This window comes from Mucilaginibacter rubeus (assembly GCF_003286415.2).
Classification (GTDB): domain Bacteria; phylum Bacteroidota; class Bacteroidia; order Sphingobacteriales; family Sphingobacteriaceae; genus Mucilaginibacter; species Mucilaginibacter rubeus_A.
Genome location: NZ_CP043450.1, coordinates 2,906,871 through 2,930,747, shown reverse-complemented (window position 1 = coordinate 2,930,747; position 23,877 = coordinate 2,906,871). Strand labels below are relative to the sequence as shown.

Annotated in this window: 18 protein-coding genes and 2 riboswitches; of the genes, 13 read left to right on the top strand and 5 right to left on the bottom strand. The window is 42.5% G+C overall.

The annotated features are described in order from the left end of the window. Positions 1–29: 29 nt before the first annotated feature. Positions 30–1,349, bottom strand: a complete 1,320-nt coding sequence (locus DEO27_RS11745) for a glycoside hydrolase family 2 TIM barrel-domain containing protein (RefSeq protein ID WP_112566041.1) — start codon at positions 1,347–1,349, stop codon at positions 30–32. A gap of 392 nt (positions 1,350–1,741) precedes the next feature. Here DEO27_RS11745 and adhP point away from each other — a divergent pair, with 392 nt between their 5' ends. Continuing rightward, a complete protein-coding gene (gene adhP / locus DEO27_RS11740; protein WP_112566044.1) occupies positions 1,742–2,776 on the top strand; it encodes an alcohol dehydrogenase AdhP in 1,035 nt (344 codons plus the stop codon). 135 nt (positions 2,777–2,911) lie between these two features. On the opposite strand, the gene DEO27_RS11735 is transcribed toward adhP, so the two are convergent. Genes DEO27_RS11735 through DEO27_RS11720 form a run of 4 tightly spaced genes read right to left on the bottom strand, consistent with a single transcriptional unit; the run spans position 2,912 to position 7,891 of the window. Then, complete coding sequence (locus DEO27_RS11735) at positions 2,912–4,213, bottom strand: cation:proton antiporter (RefSeq protein WP_112566047.1); 1,302 nt, start codon at positions 4,211–4,213, stop codon at positions 2,912–2,914. Positions 4,214–4,224: 11 nt separating this feature from the next. After that, the gene (locus DEO27_RS11730) at positions 4,225–5,043 is read right to left on the bottom strand and encodes a serine O-acetyltransferase (RefSeq protein ID WP_112566050.1); all 819 of its coding nucleotides are present in this window, start codon (positions 5,041–5,043) and stop codon (positions 4,225–4,227) included. Positions 5,044–5,061: 18 nt separating this feature from the next. After that, positions 5,062–6,987 (bottom strand): family 2A encapsulin nanocompartment cargo protein cysteine desulfurase, encoded by a 1,926-nt coding sequence (locus DEO27_RS11725; protein WP_112566053.1) that lies wholly within the window; start codon positions 6,985–6,987, stop codon positions 5,062–5,064. Then, on the bottom strand, positions 6,971–7,891 hold the full coding sequence (locus DEO27_RS11720; protein ID WP_112566056.1) for a family 2A encapsulin nanocompartment shell protein: 921 nt from the start codon (positions 7,889–7,891) through the stop codon (positions 6,971–6,973). Before DEO27_RS11720 ends, DEO27_RS11725 begins: the two co-directional genes overlap by 17 nt. Before the next feature lie 145 nt (positions 7,892–8,036). Next, a riboswitch (SAM riboswitch) is annotated at positions 8,037–8,159 on the top strand. 96 nt (positions 8,160–8,255) lie between these two features. Between DEO27_RS11720 and DEO27_RS11715 the strand changes: the two genes are divergently transcribed. The 12 genes from DEO27_RS11715 (at position 8,256) to hemA (ending at position 23,581) form a co-directional block, all read left to right on the top strand. Further along, positions 8,256–8,702, top strand: a complete 447-nt coding sequence (locus DEO27_RS11715) for a protein-disulfide reductase DsbD domain-containing protein (protein ID WP_112566059.1) — start codon at positions 8,256–8,258, stop codon at positions 8,700–8,702. A gap of 435 nt (positions 8,703–9,137) precedes the next feature. Beyond that, positions 9,138–9,250, top strand: a riboswitch (SAM riboswitch). A gap of 210 nt (positions 9,251–9,460) precedes the next feature. After that, entirely contained in the window at positions 9,461–10,774 is a 1,314-nt protein-coding gene (locus DEO27_RS11710; protein ID WP_112566061.1) for a peroxiredoxin family protein, read from the top strand. Positions 10,775–10,803: 29 nt separating this feature from the next. Then, on the top strand, positions 10,804–12,129 hold the full coding sequence (locus tag DEO27_RS11705) for a peroxiredoxin family protein (RefSeq protein ID WP_112566064.1): 1,326 nt from the start codon (positions 10,804–10,806) through the stop codon (positions 12,127–12,129). Between the two features lie 80 nt (positions 12,130–12,209). Next, positions 12,210–12,878, top strand: a complete 669-nt coding sequence (locus tag DEO27_RS11700) for a YceI family protein (protein ID WP_112566067.1) — start codon at positions 12,210–12,212, stop codon at positions 12,876–12,878. 194 nt (positions 12,879–13,072) lie between these two features. Continuing rightward, positions 13,073–14,035, top strand: a complete 963-nt coding sequence (locus DEO27_RS11695) for a cytochrome-c peroxidase (protein ID WP_223818225.1) — start codon at positions 13,073–13,075, stop codon at positions 14,033–14,035. A 104-nt stretch (positions 14,036–14,139) separates the two neighbouring features. Continuing rightward, positions 14,140–16,908 (top strand): TonB-dependent receptor, encoded by a 2,769-nt coding sequence (locus DEO27_RS11690; RefSeq protein WP_112566070.1) that lies wholly within the window; start codon positions 14,140–14,142, stop codon positions 16,906–16,908. A 10-nt stretch (positions 16,909–16,918) separates the two neighbouring features. Then, positions 16,919–17,761, top strand: a complete 843-nt coding sequence (locus DEO27_RS11685) for a DUF4397 domain-containing protein (protein ID WP_112566073.1) — start codon at positions 16,919–16,921, stop codon at positions 17,759–17,761. Between the two features lie 103 nt (positions 17,762–17,864). Beyond that, positions 17,865–18,605 (top strand): superoxide dismutase, encoded by a 741-nt coding sequence (locus tag DEO27_RS11680; RefSeq protein WP_112566076.1) that lies wholly within the window; start codon positions 17,865–17,867, stop codon positions 18,603–18,605. Between the two features lies 1 nt (position 18,606). Continuing rightward, positions 18,607–19,959: a hypothetical protein gene (locus DEO27_RS11675; protein ID WP_112566079.1), complete on the top strand. Its 1,353-nt coding sequence runs from the start codon at positions 18,607–18,609 to the stop codon at positions 19,957–19,959. Positions 19,960–20,270: 311 nt separating this feature from the next. Beyond that, on the top strand, positions 20,271–20,744 hold the full coding sequence (locus DEO27_RS11670) for a GNAT family N-acetyltransferase (protein ID WP_112566082.1): 474 nt from the start codon (positions 20,271–20,273) through the stop codon (positions 20,742–20,744). Between the two features lie 209 nt (positions 20,745–20,953). Next, positions 20,954–22,315, top strand: a complete 1,362-nt coding sequence (locus tag DEO27_RS11665; protein WP_112566085.1) for a hypothetical protein — start codon at positions 20,954–20,956, stop codon at positions 22,313–22,315. Between the two features lie 18 nt (positions 22,316–22,333). After that, the gene (gene hemA, locus DEO27_RS11660; protein ID WP_112566088.1) at positions 22,334–23,581 is read left to right on the top strand and encodes a glutamyl-tRNA reductase; all 1,248 of its coding nucleotides are present in this window, start codon (positions 22,334–22,336) and stop codon (positions 23,579–23,581) included. The last annotated feature ends 296 nt before the right edge of the window (positions 23,582–23,877 follow it).

Here is a 23,877-nt window from a genome sequence, read left to right as displayed (position 1 = left end):
CTTGCTGGGCGGTTTAATTAAATTGTTCTTCATGGATTTTTTAATACATAAAAAGGTGTACTGGAAGTAGCGAAAGCTCCCTTTTGATTATATACATAAACCAATATGCGATAAGGCCCTTCTTTATCGGGTACCTTAAAGCTTAAATCGGATCCATGCTGATTGACGATTAAATTCTGAATTTCCTTTGGCTTCTTTTCATTAAAAGTACCATTGGGTTTAAACCAGTCCTCGTGAAATATTTTCCATTTAAATGTTAAGCCGGTTGTATCTGCGTTTTCAAAATATACTTTGCTGTTAACGGTTATAGCAGGTTGAAACAAGATATTGTCTCTGGCACCCTTTCCATCTAACAACATATATTTAAGTGAAGGGGCGCTGTTTGTTGTTTTTTTGCCGGTCCAGATGTAACGCATAACCTGAACGGCTCCGGTTTCGGCGCCGTTTTCGTCAAACATACTGAACCAGGTAGGAGTTAGCTCCTGTTTTTGTCCCCAATAAAATACCATTGAGCCCAAAAACCCCGGATCATTTACCGGCATGTACTTTTGGTAATTAGTAAGGTATTGTTCTGCTTTTTTTGTACTTGTGCTTTCGATATAGGCACCCCATGCATTTCTGTTTTCTGCAAGCCAGGGCCCTTCAATGCCCCATTCTGTAATTAAGAACGGTCCGCTCCAAAACCACTTGAATTTTACAAGATCTTCTTTCAATGTTTGAATAGAGCCGAAAATGTTGAATGAAATAAAGTCGATTTTTGTGCGCAGCTTGATGTTAACGATGTTTTTCTTTTGAAAACTCATGATTGTCGTCGTCACCGGATGATTAGGGTCCTTTTGGTGAATCATATCGACGATACCATTGAACGTTGCATAAAACTTGTTGTATTTCGGCTTGTTAGGAAATGCAAGTTCGTTACCGAGGCACCAGCTCAATAATGCAGGGTGATCTTTGAAGCGCTCAACTAAACCGGCAATTTTATCTGCATAAACATTAGCATTAGGGGTATTATAAAAATTTTCAAGGCTTTCGCTTGAAGGTATTGGCAAACCCACTACTACTGCTAAATGATTGGCTTGAGCCGAATCCAGGACACTGGCTAAGTGTAATGTGTCCCAAACCCTGATGGTATTGCCCCCCGCCGCTGCCAACTGTTTCAGGTTTGTAAAGCCCGAGGCCCCTTTTACGAAAAACGGTTCGCCATTACGGTATAATAGGTATTTCCCATTTATATTTTGAATGCAAACCGTAACTTTTTTGGCATTAACCTGAGGCGACTGAAAGCATGATGACAGTAAAAAACAAAATATGGAAAGGAGAAGGATTTGCGTAAAGAATGTAGATTTCATAAATGATAATTCGGCAGCACTTGAAAACGGATAAAAGCTCCGTGTTTGTCTATTTAAACCGCATAATGCGGATTCCCGGGCTGCATTAGTTTTTTCATATTAAATCCAGGTGAAATTTCATTGTATCCTGTATACGCTGAATATTGACAATAGTTGGATTATAGAATAGAGAACCGGGATATTTTTAGCCAGTTACGTTCAAAATATAAAAAATACACTTTGAGCTTGCATTAACTTCTCAACAAGTGCATATGGTGTTGGCATTCCTCATACAGGCCGTAGCCAGATCATTAGTTCGTTTTTCAGGTGATTAATGTCATTTTATATAGTGCTAAAGGCTATATTTTATAAGCGACTAAAATGATATTTTTGAGATAACAAATCCTTTTATCATGATACCAAAAACAATGAAGGCAGCGGTTCTGCATGCTTTTGGCCAACCACTGGCCATAGAACAGGTTCCTGTAAAAGAACCCGGAAATGATCAGATATTAGTTAAAGTGATTACTTGCGGTGTATGTCATACAGATTTGCATGCCTGCGAAGGCGACTGGCCGGTAAAACCCAAATTACCGCTTATCCCCGGCCATGAGGCAATAGGTTATGTTGCCGCGCTGGGGGCAAATGTCAAAAATTTGAAAGAGGGTGACATTGTTGGTGTGCCCTGGTTATTTAGTGCCTGCGGTTGTTGCGAATATTGTTTTACCGGTTGGGAAACGCTTTGCGAAAGCCAGAAAAACGGGGGCTACAGCGTTGATGGTGGGTATGCAGAATATGTAGTTGCTGACGCCCGTTACGTAGCACGATTTCCTGCCAATATTAATTTTCTTGAAGTTGCACCTGTAATTTGTGCCGGTGTTACCGTTTACAAAGGTATAAAGGAAACTGATACCAAACCGGGAGACTGGATCGCGATTTCGGGGATCGGCGGTTTGGGGCATATGGCCGTACAATATGCAAAGGCTATGGGGTTACATGTGGCTGCAATTGACGTTGCTAATGATAAATTGCAGCTCGCACAAGAACTTGGGGCTGATATCGTTGTGAATGCGCTCGAAGAAGATCCTGGTGCTTATATAAAAAAACATACCGGGGGCATGCACGGGGTACTGGTAACTGCAGTATCACCCATTGCCTTTAACCAGGCATTAACTGCATTACGACGTAAGGGGACTATATCATTAACCGGCCTGCCGCCTGGTAACTTTGACCTTTCCATATTTAACACCGTGCTTAATCGTTATACCATCCGCGGTTCAATTGTTGGTACCAGGATAGATATGCAGGAAGCTATAGCCTTTGCGATAGAAGGAAAAGTTAAAGCTACCGTCAGGGCCGAAAAACTCGAAAATATTAACGAGGTTTTTAACGAAATGAAACGAGGCGAAATAAACGGAAGGATAGTTCTGGAAATAGCAAAACCTTAGGTTTCTTTTCGAGTTATTGATAGTTTAATTGTAGTAAACGATACCGTAATTGATGATGGGCTGCCTCTATAGGGAGGCCGCCCATTTTGCTTTGACAATTGTACTGTATATTCATGCAATTAATTCTTCTTGAAGTCACAACAAATCCTGGATAGTTTTAGCATGTATGGGTTGCGCTAAAGCCTCCTGAGCCGACTGCTTTTTTTGTTCTTTCAGAAAATAATGTTTCATGATCGGTCCCGAGATGATCATGGTGGCTACGGTCATTACTACCAAGCCCTCAAACACTGGCCCGCTGATGATTTTGGCCTGTAAAGCCAGCAATCCTAAAACTATTTCCTGCGAACCCCTGGCATTCATCCCAAAGGCTACAGCTATCGATTCGTTTTTACTCATGCCGCTCATCGCACTTCCAATTCCGGCACCTACTAATTTAGCCAGGCAGGCTATAACCAGAATGATCACTACAACTTCCATGTCGAAATTGGCTATGAAGTTTAGCCTTAAACCAACTGAAGCAAAAAATAATGGAGCCAATACATTAATGGTAAACTGGTGTAAAACGTGCTTATGTTTCTCGGTAAAATATGGGGAATCATTAATGCCGATACCTACCAAAAAGGCGCCGAAGATGCCACGTACACCAAGCCCTTCGGTAACGCATGCGCTGATCAAGCACAAGCAAACAGACATAGTAAGCACCCGCCCTGGTTTCTCGCCTTTGCCGGCCAAGGCTAATAGTTTATGAATAAGCCAACGCCCGCCGGTAAGCATGAAAACCGCGTAAAGTACAACTATGCTCACTGCCCAAAATGAAGCGTCGCCTTTGCCTACGTTCATCAGTTGAATGATTACCGAAAACAAGATCCAACCCAGAAAATCATCCACCATAGCCGATGTAAGCACAATATTGCCTATCCGCGTGTTGAGCAGGTCCAGATCGAGCAATATTTTGGTGATCACCGATAGCGCGGTGATAGAAAGCGCTGTGCCAAAAAATAGTGAAGTTACCAGTTGGTTATTAAAGCCATTGGCAAAATGACTCTGATATAAAAACCAAACAGAGCCAAAGCCGATGGCAAACGGGAATAAGATACCGGTAAGGCTGATACTGATAGCCTGCTTTCCGTTCTGTCTGATCTGCTTCAGATCTACCTCAAAGCCTGCAATGAACATCAGTAAAATAATACCTATGTTGGCAATGCCGTCAAATGCCTGGAAGGCATGAGGCGTTGATAGAAACACACCATTAAAAAGACCGGGAGCCAAGGCCCCAACTACGGTAGGGCCTACAATAATCCCGGCGAAAATCTCGCCAATGATGGCAGGTAGTTTGTACCTGCGGCATAGCTCACCCAATAGCCTTGCAGGTATCAGGATGATAAGCAGGATAAGCAAAAAGTGTATTATCTCTGATGAGCTAAGTTTAGAAACCATATTGAAAAAATTTATTGTAGGTTTTCCTTTACCTCAATTCGTAATTGATGGGTATTGAAAACATGGGAAAAGGGCTGAACACTTTTTGTTAAAAACACACTGCCTCCAATTACGCTATGATGACCGAGAACAGTACGTCCACCTAAAATGGTACTGCGGGCATAAATCACTACGTTATCCTCAACTGTTGGGTGCCTTTTGGTTTCGGATAATTCTTTGCTTACTTGTGCCGCCCCTAATGTTACACCTTGATAAATCGTAACATACTTTCCAATAATGCTTGTTGCACCAATTACTATACCTGTGCCATGATCTATGCAGAACGGTACTCCAATTTCTGCTTTGGGATGGATATCTACACCGGTTTGGCCATGCGCGTGCTCAGATAATATCCTGGGTAAAATAGGGATGTTTAGCCGTGTAAGCTGATGCGCTATGCGATAAACAGCTATAGCGTAAAAGCCAGGGTATGAAACAATAACCTCATGTACACTGGTCGCTGCCGGGTCTTTTTCATAGATCATGGAGGCATCCTTCCGCAGACGGTCGTAAATTTCGTTCAATGAATCGTAAAACGAAGCTACGGCAGCCTCAATATCAAGATCCTTTGGATCGAGGTAGCTAAGTAATATGTTTTCAAGATCTATCTGGTTCTTTTTCAGGTGCCCGCCGTATATCGATAGTTTGTTGGCATGGTTGTTCGGGAATAGAAACTCAAACAGATCAGACAGCCAGCCAACGCACTGTCTGATCTTTGGAGTAGCTTCCCACTCGGCTTTATGAGTTTCATAAAGCAACTGTATAAAACTGTCAAGCTTATCGTCTTTCATTGTGGTGGTTTTGGTGGTTTATCTTTTAAGACTGTGAAGAGTATTTACCAACAGGTCAATTTCGGCACAAGTATTATAGAATGCCAGTGAGGGCCGCACTGTGGCTTCAACACCAAAGCGCCTTAAGATAGGCTGGGCGCAATGGTGACCTGAACGTACGGCGATGCCTTGTTCATTTAAAGCATGACCAACTTCTTCGGTTTTGTAGCCCACAAGCACAAATGATAATACGCTGGCTTTTTCTTTTGCGGTACCAATCAACCGGATCCCTTTTACTTCTTTTAGCAGATGAGTAGCATATTCAAGCAGGTAATGTTCATACTGGGCGATAGCAGGCATGCCCAGCCGGGTAACATAGTCAATAGCCGCACCAAGACCAACCGCGTCTGCAATGTTACCGGTTCCGGCCTCGAAGCGTCCGGGTGCATCATGGTATTGGGTGTATTCAAAAGTAACATCCTTGATCATGTTACCTCCGCCTTGCCAGGGTTGGGTTTGATTGAGCAGCTCTTCTTTGCCGTAAAGCACACCTATACCTGTAGGGCCGAACACTTTATGTCCCGAAAATACAAACCAATCGGCATTTAAAGCCTGTACATCAACCGGCATGTGCGATACAGACTGTGCGCCGTCAACCAATACTTTGGCCCCGGCCAGATGTGCGAGATGAACAATTTGAGCGGCTGGCGTGACCGTACCTAAGGCATTTGATACCTGTGTAAATGAAACCAGTTTGGTTTTAGGGCCAAGTATTTTTACATATTCGTCAAGGATGATCTGGCCATCGTCATCAACGGGGATCACTTTAATTTTTACACCCTTTTTAGCCGCCAGCTGCTGCCACGGAACTATATTAGCGTGGTGTTCAAGCTGGCTAACAACAATTTCATCACCTGCAACCAAATTTTGCTCTCCCCACGTTTTGGCTACAAGGTTGATGGCTTCGGTTGCGCCACGTACAAAAATGATCTCGTTAATTGATCCCGCGTTCAGGAAGGTTTGCACTTTTTTGCGTGCGCCCTCGTAAGCATCCGTTGCCCTTGCCGCCAGTTCATGGGCGGCGCGGTGGATATTTGAATTTTCGTGCTCGTAAAAATAGGTAATGCGCTCAATCACCTGCCGGGGCTTTTGGGTAGTGGCTGCATTGTCAAGCCATACCAATTGTTTCCCGTTCACCTGTTCTTGTAAAATCGGAAAATCGCGCCTTACAATGTTTACATCAAACGGCGGACTGATAATGCTACTGATACCAACCTGCTTAACCCTTTTCTCGTCGGATTTTACTGCCGGTAATCCATGGCTATCCGATAAAAAATAAAAAGGGATTTCGGTAGCGGAAGGTGCACCGTTAAATGGTAGCACTTTTGAAGGTCCTGACGTACTAATATTGCTTAATATCTTCTTCAGGTCCGCTTCAAAACCCTGGTCTTGTTGATAAGGCAAGTGGAGCAGATTTTGGGGAGCGGTTGAAAGCTGCTCAACCTCGAAATTTTGCTTTAAAGCCACATTAGGTATCAGATCTGTTTTTACCAAATATGAGTCGTAACCAAAGCTGGGTTTTGAGGGCAATTGCGCTCCAAAAGTGTTAACCGGGCTATGCCGGACAGGCTCCGAAGCATTAGTATGTGCGCTTAAATTAGGATCCGCGAAACTGGTTTGCGGATCCTTCAGGTTAATGGCATTATTCTGATTAATAGCCGATGGCGAAACACCGCCACCGCCAATAGTACTTGATGGTATTGACGTAGCTGGTACGTTGGCCTGGTGTTGCGGCCCCAATAAATCAGCATCACCTATACTGCCCGGCAATGGAAATACTTCCGGCGTTTGCTGAGCTGGCAATTGATTTACAATGCCGCCCGGCCCGGCCTTAAAAAACTGGTTGGCCAGTTGTTCCAGTTCCTGCAGACTGGGCAGGTTATCCGGATTAATATTTGTACTCATAATAGTTACCTAAATCAACATCTTCCAAAACAGCTATAGCATCATCAACTAAAACAGCTAATGAGCAGTAAAGCGATACCAGGTATGAAGCAATGGCCTTATTGTTAATGCCCATAAAGCGCACCGATAATCCTGGTGACTGTTCGCCCGGCAAACCAGGCTGAAACAGACCTACCACGCCCTGGCGGCTTTCGCCTGTACGCAAAAGGATGATCTTTGATTTGTTATTTACTATAGGTAGTTTATCGGATGGGATAAGCGGGATCCCTCGCCAGGTAATAAATTGTGACCCAAATAAGGATACTGTTGGCGGCGGCACACCACGGCGGGTACATTCGCGGCCGAAAGCGGCTATCGCTAATGGATGCAGCAGGAAAAATCCGGGTTCTTTCCAAACTTTAGTGATCAGTTCGTCAAAGTCATCCGGAGTAGGGGGGCCGAGCCTTGTTTTTATCTTTTGCGATGAGGCTACGCTGCTCAATAAGCCATATTCAGGATTGTTGATCAGCTCGCTTTCCTGGCGTTCTTTAACAATCTCGATAGTAAGGCGTAACTGCTCGCTGATCTGGTTATAGGGTTTACTGTACAAATCAGATACCCTGGTATGCACATCTAATACTGTATTTACTGCGCTCAGGTTATACTCCCGCGGGTTTTCTTCATAATCAACATAGGTAGATGGCAGCTCACGCTCATCACGGTTAGAGCAATCAACTTCTACATTATTAGCATCAACAACTTTGTTTAAACGATAAACGCCTGATTCAACAGGGATCCAGTTTAATAAATGTGTTAACCAGCGAGGGGTAATGGTTGATAACTGCGGAACGGTACGGGTGGCTACTGCTAACTGTCTGGCGGCTACGTCGCCGAGAGCGGTTTGTTTTTGTTTTTGATCGGGCATTTTTTAATAAATGAAATAAGTGTTTAAAGCTGATTTGGTGGTGCTTTCAATGTTTAACACCTGCTTTGCAATGATATAAAATAAATTATATAAAATCTATAGGAATTATAGATTTTATTGTATGTTTGCATCATCAGTTCTTTAACACTTATCCAGAAAAGACGGAGGGAAAGGCCCCATGAAGTCTTGGCAACCTGTACAATACCTTATATTGTAATATTGTAAAAGGTGCTAATTCCTGCTCCCGGCAAGGGGAGAAAGATAAGATGCTACAGGTTTATACAAATATCTCCACAGCTCTTTTCCTGGTAAGTTTACTGAACCCCAAAAAAGAAGAGAATAAACCACATCATCACTATACCGAATGAAGAAATTCATACTTACCGCTTTAACTTCTGTTATTGGCACTGTGGCTTACTCGCAGATACTTGCTCCGGTAAAATGGTCGTACGCGGCAAAAAAGATTGACAAAGAGCAAGCCATCGTTTTTATAAAGGCCGATATTGAAAAAGGCTGGCATATCTATTCGCAGCGTGTTGCTGATGGCGGCCCGGTAAAAACTTCGTTTACGTTTGATAAAAGCGATGACTATACATTGAGCGGAAACACTTCAGAACCTAAGGCTGTCAGTAAGTATGAAAAGGCGTTCAGTATGAATGTGCAGTACTTTGAGCAATCGGTAATTTTTCAGCAAAAAATAAAACTTAAAAACGGGCAAACTTCGGTTAAAGGCACACTAAATTATATGGTGTGCAGCGACAAGCAATGCCTGCCTCCTGAGGATGTAGAATTCAGCGTCCCTGTAAAATAAATAGCACATAATAATAGTGTTTAACAGATCAATAGCCACCAACTGAACTGTTAAACGGATGTTGAAGCGGTACAAAAACCGCTTTAAAAACTAATACCATGAAACCGAAAACGAATATTATCACTAACGCCTTTAAACAGAATGGTGGCGCCCTTTTCTGTTGTTACCAGTATTGTTAATTAGCGCAGTTTGTGTCACGGAAAATTGATCCTGAAATAAGATCAACATCCTGGCTGTACTAAGTGCGTTGCTTTGCTATGGTGGTAAAACAGGCGTGTGCTGTACAGACCAGGATGTTTATTGTTTACAATATAAGATTTTAATGAAATTCAATTCTAAATAAAAAATATTCTACTAAATCTATAGATTTTATTGTATTTATCATATTTATTACTATCTTTACAGCATTCTAATTAACCCCACCATTAATTAGTTGATTTATAAAGAATAAGGGAGAGGAAGTCTCGATGATCTTATAGCAACTTTTCAGCAATGAAATAAGTGCTCAAACTTTTTTGCAGGGCGATGTTGCTGTGCAAATATAAATTAACTAAACACCATGAACACTAAACATGACTATCCGCAGCAGCAGGCAATTGCCATAAGGCGATGTTGTTGTTTTGCACAGCGCCTTTTCTGGTTTTAACAACCGGTTCCTGAAATTTTATTGCTCCATTTTTTAGGGCCTCACAGGGTCACGTGGCATTGCTATGTCTAATTTTTAATCAAATCAATAACAATAAACTAAAACTGATAACATGAAAACAACAAATTACTTAACTAAAGCAAAAGTGTTGAGCATCGCGCTTTTGCTCGGTACTGCGGGCGTATCGCATGCCGATCCTAAGCCTAAATTTATTAAAGAAGGCAAATGGCGTGGCGAATTTACCGTAAGCGAATCAAAAGTACCCTTCAATTTTGAGCTGAAAGGAAAAGATGCTGAACATGCGGTATTTACGCTTATCAATGGCTCCCGTCGTGATGATTTTCATGTAAAATCTATCGGCCAGGATTCGGTTTACATCAAAATGAACACCTATGATGCAGCCTTGGTTGCCAAAGTTGAAGACGACGGATCTTTAACCGGCGAGTATCGCAGCCTGGTTCCGGGCTTCAGGGGGAATTCGCTGCCATTTAAAGCAGAATATGGTAAAACTTACCGCTTTGTTGAACCGGGAAAAGACGTTGCCCCTACGGCAGACCTGAGCGGCAAATGGGAAATCAAAACCTACAGCAAAGAAGCCGTTCCTGCATCCATCGCCCTGTTGAAACAAAAAGGTAATAAGCTTACCGGCGTGGTAATGACCGTAGTAGGTGATACGCGCGAGTTGGAAGGCACTGTACAGGGCGATGAATTTGCGTTGAGCGGTTTCACAGGCCCAAGCCCATTCATTATTAAAGGTAAGATCAATGCTGATGGTACATTGAGCGGTGAACAGGGTTTCGGGATCTATAAAAACCTGAAGTTTGACGCCGCCAAAAAAGCCGAAGTTGAATTGCCGGATCCTTATAAATTAACTTTCCTGAAAGAGGGTTATAAAAAGCTTGACTTTTCGTTTCCGGGGATTGATGGTAAACAGGTATCGTTGAGCGATAACAAGTATAAGGGTAAGGTGGTGATCGTGGAGATCATTGGTACCTGGTGCCCCAACTGTACAGATCAAACCGTGTTCCTATCGCCATGGTTTAACAAAAATCATAACCGTGGGGTAGAGGCCATTGCTTTAGGCTTCGAGCAAAAAGATAGCCTGGAATATGCTAAATACACGCTGGGCAAGCTGCGCGATAAATATGCTATTAACTACGATATCGCTTTTGGTGGATTAGCCGATAAGAAGCTGGTATCGCAAAAACTACCTGCATTGAACAAGTTTATCGCTTTCCCCACTACGATCATTATCGACAGAAAAGGTGACGTAAGGGAGATCTATACAGGCTACACCGGCACCGTAACCGGCAAATATCATGAAGATTACGAAAAGAAATTCAACAAGCTTTTAGACGAGCTTATCGCGGAGCCGGCGCCAGAAACTGCTGCCGTTGTTGATCAGCCGGCACGTCAAGGTAAGTAAACAACTATTAACTATCTATAATTTATCAAATGAAAACACTCAATTTAATTACTTCATTCAAATGCCTGACAGTAGGGTTGCTGTTGAGCAGTACAGTGTTTGCGGCCGATAAAAATCCGCCGGTAAAATTTATCAAAGAAGGTGTATGGCGCGGCGTGTTTACTGTAGCCGAAACAAAAGTTCCTTTTAATTTTGAATTGAAAGGTAAGGATGCGGAACATGCTACCTTCACGCTCATCAATGGTACCCGTCGCGATAACTTTCATGTTAAGCAGGTAGGCAAAGATTCGGTATTTATTAAAATGAATACGTATGATGCCGCACTGGTTGCCAAAGTAGAAGATGACGGAACCTTAAGTGGCGAATACCGCAGCCTGGTGCCGGGTTTCAGAGGGAATTCACTACCCTTCACCGCCGAATACGGCAAAAGCTACCGTTTTGTTGAGCCTGGTAAGGATATTGCACCAGCCGCCAACTTAACCGGTAAATGGGAGCTGAAAGTTTACTCGAAAGAGCAGGTACCTAACAAGATAGCTGTCCTGAAACAGACTGGTAATAAATTAACTGGTGTAATTATGCAGGTAACCGGCGACAGCCGCGAGCTGGAGGGTACTGTACAAGGCGATGAATTTGAGCTGAGTGGCTTTACCGGTCCGAGCCCTAAAATTTACAAGGGGAAGATCAATCCGGATGGTACGCTGAGTGGTGAGATAGGCCAAGGCATTTATGATAACACCAAGTTTGATGCCGTAAAAGACGATAAAGCCGAACTACCTGATCCGTACAAATTAACTTACCTGAAAGAAGGTTACAAAAAATTGGATTTCACTTTCCCTGACCTGAACGGTAACCCGGTTTCATTAAGCGATGCCAAGTATAAAGGTAAGGTTACTATCATAGAGATTGTGGGTACCTGGTGCCCTAACTGTACCGATCAAACCGTGTTCCTTTCGCCATGGTTTAATAAAAACCATAACCGTGGGGTTGAGGCGATAGCTATAGGCTTTGAGCAGAAAGACAGTTTAAAATATGCACAGTATACTTTGGGCAAGTTGAAGGAAAAGTACGATATCAAGTATGATATTTTATTCGGTGGCTTGGCCGATAAAAAGTTAGTATCGCAAAAACTGCCCGCTTTGAATAAGTTCATAGCATTCCCGACTACTATTATCATCGACAGGAAAGGCGACGTAAGGGAGATCTATACGGGGTATACGGGTACAGTTACCGGTAAATATTACCAGGATTACGAAAAGAAGTTTAATAAACTGCTTGATGAACTGATAGCCGAACCCGCACCGGCCAACCATGCAAATGTTGTTGAAAGCAATAACGAAACCTTAAAAGGAAAATAAACAATAAACTGACACCTGACCCGGCTAAGGGTAAAAGCTTTGCCGGGTTTATTAAAACAACTTATTAACGATAACCCACCATGACAAAATTTACTGGCGCTGTATTATTTACAGCATTTATATCTCTTACTTCGTTCACATCTCCTGCGATAAAAACGGTTAAACTTACCAAAGGGAAATCAGGTATTATCAAAACTGCCGATACAAAAAGGAAAATTAAAATAGCATCGTTCAAAGTAGATAATGAAAGCAGCAAGCTTACCTGGGCAGCCAAGAAAGCCACCGGCGATCATAATGGCGAAGTGAAGATCAGTAACGGTAATTTCTCGATAGAAAACAACACGCTTAAAGGCGGTAGCTTCGATATCGACCTGAATACCATTACTGACGCTGACCTAACCGATCAGGCACAAAATGAAAAGTTAGTTAGCACCTTGAAAAGCGAGACTTTTTTCAATACTGAAAAATTTCCGAAAGCGAATCTGGTGATTAATTCGGCTACCAAAACCAGCGGTAACCAATATGATGTTAAAGGCAAACTAACCATCAAGGGTATCACTAATGACGTAAGCTTCCCGGCTACCGTTGCTGTTAATGGCAAAAAACTTACCGCAAGCGCCAAAATAACTGTAGATCGTACCAAATATGATATCAAATTCAGGTCGAAGAACTTTTTTGAAAACCTGGGCGATAAGGTGATCTATGATGATTTTGATCTGAATGTTAACCTTACCGCTAATGCGCAGTAACAAACTGTAAAGCAAGACACAGATAATCTTATTTTGATGATAAAAGCCGACCCGTTTTGGGTTGGATGGCCACAGCCATGACTAATAAAAGCATTTAAAAGCTCAGGTAAAGTTGGAACAGCTCCGGAGCCGGTGGAATTGGATACACCGGCAATGGGCTGAACTTCGAAGCAGCTAATTAGATGTGGAACAATATGAAAAAAGGAAAAATATTACTGGTTTTAGGAGCAATCATGGTATTGATCGGCTTCATGAGTTTTGTAGGCTCCAAAGACGATGTACAAACCAGGGAGCAACTGGGCGAAAAATTATTTTTTGACCCCATATTATCGGGTGATAACACCATCAGCTGCGCTTCTTGCCATAAACCAGCATTTGCTTTTGCCGATACTGCCGTGTTTAGTAAGGGAATAAAAGGTCAGCTCACTGCGCGTAACTCGCCGGGGTTGACCAACCTTTCGGGCAGGCCGCATCTTTTTTGGGATGGCCGGGCTTCATCGTTGGAAGAGCAGGCTTTAGGCCCCATCACATCGGCCGCAGAAATGGGGCTTCCGATAGAAGATGCCATAAAAAAATTAAACGACAATAAATTTTATGCCGATGCTTTTCAAAAAATATTTAAATCAGCACCCACCAAAGATAATCTGTTGAAGGCCATAGCCTCATTTGAGCGTACGCTTGAAACATCAAACAGCCCTTACGACAGGTATGTAAACGGCGATGACCACGCCATATCAGAATCTGCTGCGCGCGGCAGGTTATTGTTTATTGGTAAGGCCGCTTGTAATAACTGCCATTCGGGAGAGGATTTTACAGCCGACAGGTTTAAAAGTATAGGCCTGTATAACGGTAAAGACCTGAATGATCCGGGTCGCTCGGCTATCACAAAAAGCAAAACGGAAGAGGGGGAGTTTAAAATTCCGGGACTGCGTAATGTGGCTGTAACGGCTCCGTATATGCACAACGGTAAATTTAAGACCCTCAAGGAAGTGGTTGAATATTACAATAATCCCTCGTTAGTGGTTAAAGATGGTATTAATCGTGATCTTGCGCTTGATAAGCCGCTTAACCTTACCAATGCCGAAATTGATGATATCGTGGAGTTTTTAAAATCCCTCACCGATGATCGTTTCAAGCAGAAATTAGCCTCAAATTAACATACCCCAATAAAATAATTAATTAAAACAACCGGGCAAACATTTGCCGGTAGGTCAGTTTTTGCCCTGCCGTAGCCACCGCTTTGCCCCAGAACTATTGTAACATGAAGAAAATTGTACTCTTGCTTATGTTCTTCGCCCTTATTGTGGGGCACAACGCATATGCACAAAAACGAACGGTAACCGGGGTTGTAACCTCTGCCGATGATAAAGCGCCATTGCCCGGCGTATCTGTAACAGTAAAAGGATTAAATGAAGGTGCAGTAACCAAGGCAGATGGTAGCTTCAGTATCGTGATCCGTAACGGTAAATACCTGGTGTTTTCGTTTGTAGGTTTTGAAAGCCAGGAAGTGGAAATTGATGGTATCAAGCAATTTCAGATCAGCTTGAAGCCATCAAAAAATAACGCGCTGAATGAAGTGCAGATTGTTGGATCGCGCAATGCCAATCGCACCAAGCTCAACTCGCCGGTAGCGGTGGATGTTATTGATGTTAAGCCGCTATTGGAATCCGCCCCGCAGGTTAGCGTAACCCAGATACTCCAATACATTTCGCCATCTTTCCACTCGGTTAATGGCAGTAATGCAGGTGATGCCGGTTCGGCATTAAGCCTGGCCCAACTCCGGGGCTTGGGGCCCGACCAGGTTTTGGTGTTGGTGAACGGAAAACGCAGGCATAAAAGCTCCAACGTTAATTACGGCGGTTTGGGTAACGGATCAACCGGTTATGATCTCAACGCTATTCCTACAGGTGCTATCGACCGGATAGAAATTTTGAGGGACGGTGCCGCGGCTCAATATGGTTCGGATGCTATCGCTGGGGTGATCAATATCGTATTAAAGAAAAAAACGGACGATTTTGCGGTTAATACTTCTGGAAGTGTACGCAGGCGTGGAGATGGAGCGGTTACCCGTTCCAGTGCTAATTACGGTGTTGGTATAGGAAACAATGGCGGTTACGTAAATGTGACCACCGAATACGCTACACAAGCCATTTCTTTACCGGCTGGCCGAAAAGATGCAGGCTTATATAATGGCCCTATTTACGGAGGTGGAGCAAATACACGTGGTTATGATGCGATATACACCAAAGATATTGACGACGCTATTTTAGCAAGTCGTGGCATCGACCGCCATTTTTTTGATCAGCGTGCCAGTGGTTCCAATGCCGGGCAGGACGCTTTGCTGTTTTTCAATGCCGGTTTACCTCTAAAAAACTCGACCGAGCTGTATGCCTTTGGCGGTATCAGCAGCCGTAATTCACAATTTACGGCTACCTACCGATTACCCGGCTGGACATCACGTAACAATAACTTCATTTATCCTGATGGTTTTTTACCGGCAATGGAAAATAATATAGTTGATGAATCGATAGCCGTAGGAATCAGGGGTAAAGTTGGCGACTGGAACGTAGATTTCTCAAACGTGTATGGAAAAAATATATTCGGTAACCGGGTTGATAATTCGCTTAACGCAAGTCTCGGTTTAAAAAGCCCAACCAGTTTTGATGCAGGTAGTTACAATGCCAGTCAAAACACAACAGCGCTTGACTTTACCCGTTATTTTGACAAGGTATTAAAAGGCTTAAACGTAGCTTTTGGCGCCCAGCATCGTGTAGAAGGTTTCCAGATTATTGCAGGTGAAGAAGCCTCTTATTCCAAAGCAGATCAGCGTACCATTGTTGATATTGACACAACCGCAGGCGGAATACCATACCTATCCAATGCGGGTGTAACATCCCTGAACGGTCTTTCCGCTGGCTCGCAGATCCATTTGGGTTTCAGGCCGGAGAATGCGGTTAACGTTAGCCGTTCGGTAACTGCAGGTTATGCTGATGTGGAATTGAATGTTACTAAGCAGTGGCTTGTTTCCGGTGCCGGCCGTGCCGAGTATTTTTCGGATTTTGGTAATGTGTTTACCTGGAAAGCGGCTACCCGCTACAGTTTCGCCAGATGGTTAAGTATCAGAGGATCGGCGAATACAGGTTTCCGTGCGCCGGATTTGGCACAATCTTATTATACCTCGGTATCCACAACGTTCCAGCAGGGCAGGGGCGTTGACATCCTTACGGCATCCAATCAAAGCGCAGCGGCAAGGGCATTGGGAATACCTAAGTTATCGCCCGAAAAATCAAAAGGATATACTTTGGGCTTAACCTCGGCCCCGGGCAGCAATGTGGAATTAACGGTTGATGCATACCTGATCAATATTGATAACAGGGTAGGCAATACAGGCAACTTTACGGCGACAGACACCAACCTGCCTACGGATGTTAAAAATTTGTTCCAGCAAACCGGTGCTGCCCAGGCCAACTTTTTTTACAATGAATTCAGTACCCGCACAAAAGGCATCGAGTTTACAGGCAGCTACAAACTGCTATTGGACAGGGGGAATATCAACTTCCTGTTTGGCGGCAACTTTGAAAAAAATGAGGTGACCAAAGTTAATACACCTAAAGGTCTTGAAAAATATAAAAACGTGATCCTGAGCCCCGGCGAAAGGGCGAGGGTAACCACCAATATCCCAGCGCAGAAAGTAAATCTGCAGGGCATTTACAGTTTAGATAAATTCACTTTCCTTGCCCGTACGGTATACTTCGGCAAGGTAACTACGGCAACGCTGCTTAGCGCCTCAGATCCGCTTAACCCGGTTTACTTTTATCAAAACCTGAAACCTATCTGGGTAACCGACCTGTCGGTTGGGTATAAGTTTACCAGCCGCATCCAGGGTACGGCAGGTGTTAATAACGTATTTAACGTTTTGGGCGATTATACCGATCCATCTATTGCCGGTTTACGCAATCCTACGGTTGTAGGTATCCAGAACGGCAGCGCCGGTATCCAGCCGTTTATCAAACTATCAGCTCATTTATAATTGCTTAATCATGAAAAGTATTTTGAAATCCATATATAAACAAAATTTGAAAACGGCAAAGCTTTCAAGATCAGCAAGGCTATCGATACTTGCCGCGATCACTATGCTTTTTGCCTCATCCTGCAAAAAGACATATTATTTAGATATTAACGCGGCCGACAGACCCGCCCTCGCCGCGCACATCAGCTTTGTAAACGCCCGCCCGGTAAATACCGGTATACAGTTTTGGGTGTACACTACGCAGGTAACCAAAACAGCTTTGGCTATCAATACGAAGAGCGATTACATCGATACCCAGTTTGGCGACGTACAGATCAATTTTACCGAAGGAACCAATACATCCTACAAAGCCTCAAGGCAATTTGGTAACAGCGCCACCTTTACATCAACCGGAGGCCCTAATGGTCCGATAGCTAATTATTATCATACGGTATTCGCTGTAAAAAACAACAAGGCTACGGCCGATTCACTGATCCTTTTTTACGACGATCTAAGCGCGCCTGCTGCAGGTAAAGCCAAGGTCAGGTTTGTAAACCTTGCGCCGGGTACCTCTAATGTCGATTTTGGTATTGCCGGTCAAACCGCGCTTTTTACCAATACAGCTTACGGCAGGGCAGGAGGCTCGGTGTTGTCTGGGACGGGCTTGAGCACATGGTCGTTAGGGCCGTTTGCTACGGTTGATGCCGGTATAGTTAATTTCTCGGTTACACAAACTTCAGATCATACGGCAGTTGATATCGCTAATGATAAATTAATAAATGTAACGCTTACTGCCGGCAAGATCTATACCATTTATATCAACGGCACGCCCGGCTCATCGGCTATAGGGGCAACTATACTTACACATAACTAACTAAATTAAAGATAAAGCACAGCATGGTGGAATAAGTTGTGCCAGCAAGCTGTCCCGGTTTTAATACCGGGCAGCTTCTTTGATAATCATCAAATCATATACTATGAAAACTAACAGCAGAAGACAATTTATAGAGAATACGCTAAAGGCAACAGCGGCCGTAGCGCTAACCGGGCCATTGATTCTAAGTTCAGATAAAGCCCTGGCTGCTTACCAAAAAAATGAGTTCCCTTTACAAACCGGCGACGTTTTAAAATTCACCCAGGTACCGCTGGGTTTTGATTATAAAGCTTTGGAACCTCATATAGACGGATTAACCAATGAGATCCATTACACCAAACACCATACCGCATACGTCAAAAATGTAAATGATGCTATCGTTGCCGAAAAGTTGACGTTTGCCACAGAAAAAGAGTTTTTTGATCATGCATCACAGCTTTCGCCTAAGGCTCGTAACAACGGCGGCGGCGCATGGAACCATAATTTTTTCTGGGAGAGTTTGACTCCTGATGTTAAAGGTCCGGACGGGAAAATAAAAGATGCTATTGCGGCAACATTTGGCTCGGTGGATCAATTTAAGGAGCAGTTTACACAGGCTGCGCTTGGCCGCTTTGGATCGGGTTGGGTTTGGCTGATTAATCAAAACGGTAAGCTGGTAATTGCTTCAACCGCCAATCAGGATAATCCGCTTTTTGATAATGCGGCGGTAAAAGGCACACCACTGCTGGCTTTAGATGTTTGGGAACACGCTTATTATCTCAAATATCAAAACCGGCGAAACGAATATGTTGCCGGTTGGTGGAATGTAGTAAACTGGAATGCTGTAAACAAAAGATTATCCTGATATGACGCATCCCTCAAATTATACAGGCCCCGCTTCCGGACTATTGCAAAAAACACTATTAAGATCGGGCATTGTATATGCTGCTACTACAGTAATACCATTTGTTCCCGCGTTTTATCAGCAGGATTTTGATGCAGGCTTTTCAGTTAAAGGATACCCTTACCGGTGGCTTGATGTGATCAGCCAGAATAATCCCTGGTTTTTTAGTAGCCAGGGCGGTAAAAATTATGAAGGCTGGTTAATTACTTTACTGGTATGCCTGGTTATTGGGATTATATGGGCATTGGTAGAAAAGCAGGTTAATAAAGACCGGAACGCATTAGCTCAAAATAGTGTTGATGATCGTCTTTATAACTTGTTTTTTATTTTGGTAAGATACCAGATTGCGCTACGAATGTCGTGGTTTGCCATCGCCAAGGTGTTTCCGGTACAAATGCCTTTCCCAACACTAAGTCAGCTAAATACCAGCCTTGGCAATTTTACCCCCGGCAAGCTTTATTGGCTAACTACTGGTGTTTCGCCTTTTTTTGAAGTATTTGCAGGGATATTTGAACTTATAGCAACTGTTTTGATCCTGTTCCGGCGCACAGCAACTTTAGGTGCTTTGATGATGATAGCTATTTTACTACCCATCTGGTTTGTAAATATCGGTTATGATGCAGGAGTTGAATTGGCGAGCCTGCACTTGCTTTTTCTTTCGGTAGCTCTTTTGCTTAAAGATGCTGATAACTTTTACGCCATCCTGATCAGGCACCGGCAAGGGGTGATCAATTATATTCAGCTTCCTGGTTTTCGTGAGCAATGGAAAAAAGTGGCGCGAATTGTATTGAAAACGGGCTTTATTTTTCTGTTCCTGTTTTACAGAGGTTATCATTACGAACAGTTGTATGCCGCAGGCAAAACTTTCAAACTACCCTTGGATGACGGGGTTAAGAGTTTTACAGGCTTATACAAAGTAACTTACTTCAGGATTAACAACAAGCTGCTGCCTTATTCGCCGGATGATACTGTTAGATGGCAGAATGTGGTGTTTGAAAAGTTTAATACCATCAGCATAGGGAGCGCCGGGGCATTTAAATTAAAAACAGATAACAAGATCAGGACAACGGAATACTATGGTAATATTGGCAGGCTATATTATGGATATGAAGCCGATACAATTAAGCATATACTCAGTTTAAAAAACCGGGTGGATACGAGTGATAGTATAGCTTTTCATTATGTTTTACCGTCAACCGGCAGGTTCATTATAAAGGGAGTGAATAATAAAAATGATTCGTTACATATAGAGCTTGAACGGGTAGAAAAACACTATCCACTGAGTTTAAAAAGGAATACGGAGGTCCGCGAGTAATAGTAATGAAAGTTGTATAAAGTATTTTTGAAAAGTCGTTTTCGAGTCCCTGCGAACGTCAATATTATTTCCGATGAAAGGGTTAACTTAAGCCGTAAAAAGGAATTTTGCCGGAAGGTGGGGGAATGAGTCTGAAGTCGAGGCATTAAGAAAAAGATTTTGTGACTGTTTATAATGAGGATTATTCCTTTTCAGGATTTAGTATCATTGTATCAACAGACTAAATACCTGGTTTTACTCTCAGAGCAGAGGCACCAATTCCACTCAGCGGGATATAAATTAGAAAATAAAGGTTAAGTAAACTACTAAATGTGAAAATATTAGTTCAGGAATCTCTTAGTGCTAAACAGATTGAAGCAGCTTTTCGGCTATGGAATAATGAATATCCTGAAAAATTAAAGTTTGACAAAATCGAAGGCTTTAATGACTATCTTAACAATTTAGATGCGAAAAAACACTTTTTGCTAATTGATGCACAGGATGTTATTGTTGGTTGGTCAGCTACCTTCTTGCGTGATAACGAGAGATGGTTTGCGATCATATTAAACAGTGATGTTCAAGGAAAGAGTTATGGGACGAGCATACTTAATGAAATAAAGAAGCACGAAAATCGGCTTGCCGGCTGGGCAATTGATAGAGACGGCGTTCTGCGGGCTGATGGACACATGTACAAGTCGCCTTTGCAGTTTTATATAAAAAATGGCTTTAACGTACAGGCCGACAATAGAATTGAGTCGGAGAGAATATCCGCTGTGAAAATTACGTGGCAGCTCAACGCCCACTGATTACTAATTGGCCGGCTGTAGCTAAATTGCCATATACCCATAACTTAGATTGCGAACAAACGTGGCTGCCCTTTTGAGGCGGCCACGTTTGTTTTACGGGCCGTGCGTGGTTGTAGCCACATCGGGTGTTTACAATCAGCTAGATAAGTGACCGTGATCACTATTTCAACCTGGGAAGCATTGCAACTTTACTTCATAAAAATGATGTTATGGAAATAGTTGGAACAGGTAATTCATTTGGTAAACAAATTGTCATTCTGCTCTTTGTTTCATGCATTTTGGTGATGTCGGCAGTCGCAAAAGCCAAATCGTTAGTTCCCGATAAAACTATTGATCGCAAAAAAACAGATACCTCAGTTATCGCGGAAATTAACGCGCAATTGAATGATAAGTCTTTAAATAAAGGTTTGTGTTTTCCTTTGTCAACAAAACGTTTTTACCAGAAGCGCGCTTTTACTCCAGTATGGACCGTGGAACAAAAAGATCAAAATAAAACATGGGCAGCCATGCTCCTGATTGATTGTGTGTTGCAATTTGGGTTACGTCATGAAGATTATCATCCCGGAGAATTGCAGTATACAACTCTGCATACCATACTTGAGCAACCTGGTAAAATAAGCAATAAAAAGAAGGCCCGGTTTGAGATCGTACTAACCGACGCTTTGCTCAGCTTCATGAATAATCTGCATTTCGGCAAACTCAATCCATATTATCCGGCATCTAAGATTGACCGGGAAACGATCAATGGATTTAATACGGAAGAGACTTTAACTAATGCCCTTAAACAATCTGCTTTTATGGATGCGATAGTAAAAGTACAGCCTGCAAACAGAGATTATACAGTCTTTCAATACCAGCTGCATCTAATTAAAGGGGTTTACGAAGGAGATTGTTATGAAACTCCGGAGGCTGATATAAGGAAAATCGCCGTAAACATGGAGCGCCTTCGCTGGGCAGCAATAAACGATAGTGCCTATATCCAAATAAATATCCCAACCTATACTTTAAAATTGGTACTACCTGATACAACTTTTAATTTCAAAATTATTGTAGGTGCCCCTGCTACGCCAACACCTTTAACCGCAATCTTGCTTACCGGTTTTACAACTTCCCAATCCACTCAAAAGGTTAACGCCGGCAATGGGGATAGATCAGTTGCCGGAAGCCTTTCATCGAAGCAGGCACCAATAAACCAGCGAAAAAACGATAATATATACTTTATAGGAAGTAGCACGGCAGTAGCGTTACAAGGCACATCAGATAAAAGTTTATTCAGGAAGCAAAAAAGGGCGTCAAGTAACGGGGGCATAATAGTTGAACGGGGAGGGGAGCTTGCAAAATTATTATTAAAAATTGCAGGCAATGAGAGCGATGTGAAATCCATGAGCCGCGCTTTATTGAACAGGGAAATTAAGTTTATTCAATTTAAGAGCCCGGTGCCTGTAAAGGTTACTTACATTACAGCTGCCATTGGCGATGGCGGAATTGTAAAATATAACGATATCTATAATCTTGACAGCAAGGTTGAAAATCTGCTTTATCAGCTTAAACCCAGGCATAGAACTAAGTAACCTGGTTTAACTTTTAATATGTTAACGATCGCGAATAATAAGAATATGGTTGAGGTAGGTAGCTTTTATGTAGTAGGCATAAATTATAAAAAATCCGATTCTCGGCTCAGAGGGCGTTTTGCAATTTCAACAGGCCAGTATGGGGCTTTATTAAAAAGTGCTGGGATTAATGGGGTTAGTTCATTGTTTGTTCTGTCAACCTGTAATCGCACAGAAATATATGGTATCGCTAATGAACCTGAGGCCTTGGTTAATCTGTTGTGCAGCGTTACCGAAGGCGACATAAAAGAGTTTGGGTCGATTTGTTATGTAAAGCAGGCTATTGATGCAGTTGAACATCTGTTTACTGTTGCCGCCGGCTTAGATTCGCAAATACTTGGCGATTATGAAATTATTGGGCAGGTTAAACAGGCCGTTAAATTTGCTAAAGAACATGGCTTTATCAATACCTTCTTAGAAAAATTATATAACACGGTTTTACAGGCTTCAAAGCAAATCAAGAATCAAACAAGTCTCAGCAAAGGAACAACTTCCATATCATTTGCAGCCCTGCAGACTATCAGGCAATATTTTGCTGATGCCGCTAATATATTAATTGTAGGGGCTGGGAAAATGAGTGTACGTGTTTGCGAAAATATTAAAGATTATCTGGGGCAACAGGTTAATGTAACATTAGTTAACCGGACAATAGATAAAGCGAAAGGCATCGCAAACGAGTTCAATATCGCGTATAGCGATATTGCAGCTTTGCCAAAGCTTGTTGCTGTAGCAGATGTTGTTATAGTAGCTACGGCTTCTGCTACTCCCATTATATATAAAGTTGATCTTGAAAATAGCAGTAAAAAGCTGATCATAGATTTATCAATGCCCAACAATGTTGAGCCTGCCGCAGCAGATTTAACGCACGTTCAATTGGTTAATATTGATCAATTGTCGCTGGCTAATATGAATACATTTCAGAACAGGCAAAGCCAGATACTTGCTGCAGAAAAGATTAATAAGGATTTTATAAGAGGATTTGCAGAATGGTGCGAGTTAAGGAAAAAATTCCTGTTGGTGAATATCATTAAACAACAATTAACCTCAATTAGCTTAAATCAATCAATATTCGCCGATAAGGATATCAAATACATGCCGGTTGACGAAGAGCAAAGGATCCAGAAGATTTTAAACTGGACTGTTGGGAAAATGAAATGTGCCGATAAGCCCGGTTGCCACTACCTTGAAGCTATAAACGAATATATGTTACCTCTGACGGCCAATTAAAGGCGGGAAATTTAATAAACAAAAGCACTTGCCATTTTACTTGAATATAATCAGTTGTCTTTACATATAGTTAGATATTGTGCGATAATCCAAGAATAATGCTCATTGATATAATTTCTTCAAGTTCTATAAATTCATTCAATAGTTATCATATCCCGCTGTACCCATCGATCCCCTGCCCCAACAGGGCGACAAAATGGCTATCCCTAAAAAGCCCAATTTTAAATATCTGCGAAAATCGGCTTATACTAAGATAATTTATAAAAAAGAGGGGAGACCTCAAAAATTAAATTTGC

Coding starts and splice junctions, on each gene's coding strand:
- DEO27_RS11745 (WP_112566041.1), bottom strand. CDS start 1,349: ATGAAATCTACATTCTTTACGCAAATCCTTCTCCTTTCCATATTTTGT.
- adhP (WP_112566044.1), top strand. CDS start 1,742: ATGATACCAAAAACAATGAAGGCAGCGGTTCTGCATGCTTTTGGCCAA.
- DEO27_RS11735 (WP_112566047.1), bottom strand. CDS start 4,213: ATGGTTTCTAAACTTAGCTCATCAGAGATAATACACTTTTTGCTTATC.
- DEO27_RS11730 (WP_112566050.1), bottom strand. CDS start 5,043: ATGAAAGACGATAAGCTTGACAGTTTTATACAGTTGCTTTATGAAACT.
- DEO27_RS11725 (WP_112566053.1), bottom strand. CDS start 6,987: ATGAGTACAAATATTAATCCGGATAACCTGCCCAGTCTGCAGGAACTG.
- DEO27_RS11720 (WP_112566056.1), bottom strand. CDS start 7,891: ATGCCCGATCAAAAACAAAAACAAACCGCTCTCGGCGACGTAGCCGCC.
- DEO27_RS11715 (WP_112566059.1), top strand. CDS start 8,256: ATGAAGAAATTCATACTTACCGCTTTAACTTCTGTTATTGGCACTGTG.
- DEO27_RS11710 (WP_112566061.1), top strand. CDS start 9,461: ATGAAAACAACAAATTACTTAACTAAAGCAAAAGTGTTGAGCATCGCG.
- DEO27_RS11705 (WP_112566064.1), top strand. CDS start 10,804: ATGAAAACACTCAATTTAATTACTTCATTCAAATGCCTGACAGTAGGG.
- DEO27_RS11700 (WP_112566067.1), top strand. CDS start 12,210: ATGACAAAATTTACTGGCGCTGTATTATTTACAGCATTTATATCTCTT.
- DEO27_RS11695 (WP_223818225.1), top strand. CDS start 13,073: ATGAAAAAAGGAAAAATATTACTGGTTTTAGGAGCAATCATGGTATTG.
- DEO27_RS11690 (WP_112566070.1), top strand. CDS start 14,140: ATGAAGAAAATTGTACTCTTGCTTATGTTCTTCGCCCTTATTGTGGGG.
- DEO27_RS11685 (WP_112566073.1), top strand. CDS start 16,919: ATGAAAAGTATTTTGAAATCCATATATAAACAAAATTTGAAAACGGCA.
- DEO27_RS11680 (WP_112566076.1), top strand. CDS start 17,865: ATGAAAACTAACAGCAGAAGACAATTTATAGAGAATACGCTAAAGGCA.
- DEO27_RS11675 (WP_112566079.1), top strand. CDS start 18,607: ATGACGCATCCCTCAAATTATACAGGCCCCGCTTCCGGACTATTGCAA.
- DEO27_RS11665 (WP_112566085.1), top strand. CDS start 20,954: ATGGAAATAGTTGGAACAGGTAATTCATTTGGTAAACAAATTGTCATT.
- hemA (WP_112566088.1), top strand. CDS start 22,334: ATGTTAACGATCGCGAATAATAAGAATATGGTTGAGGTAGGTAGCTTT.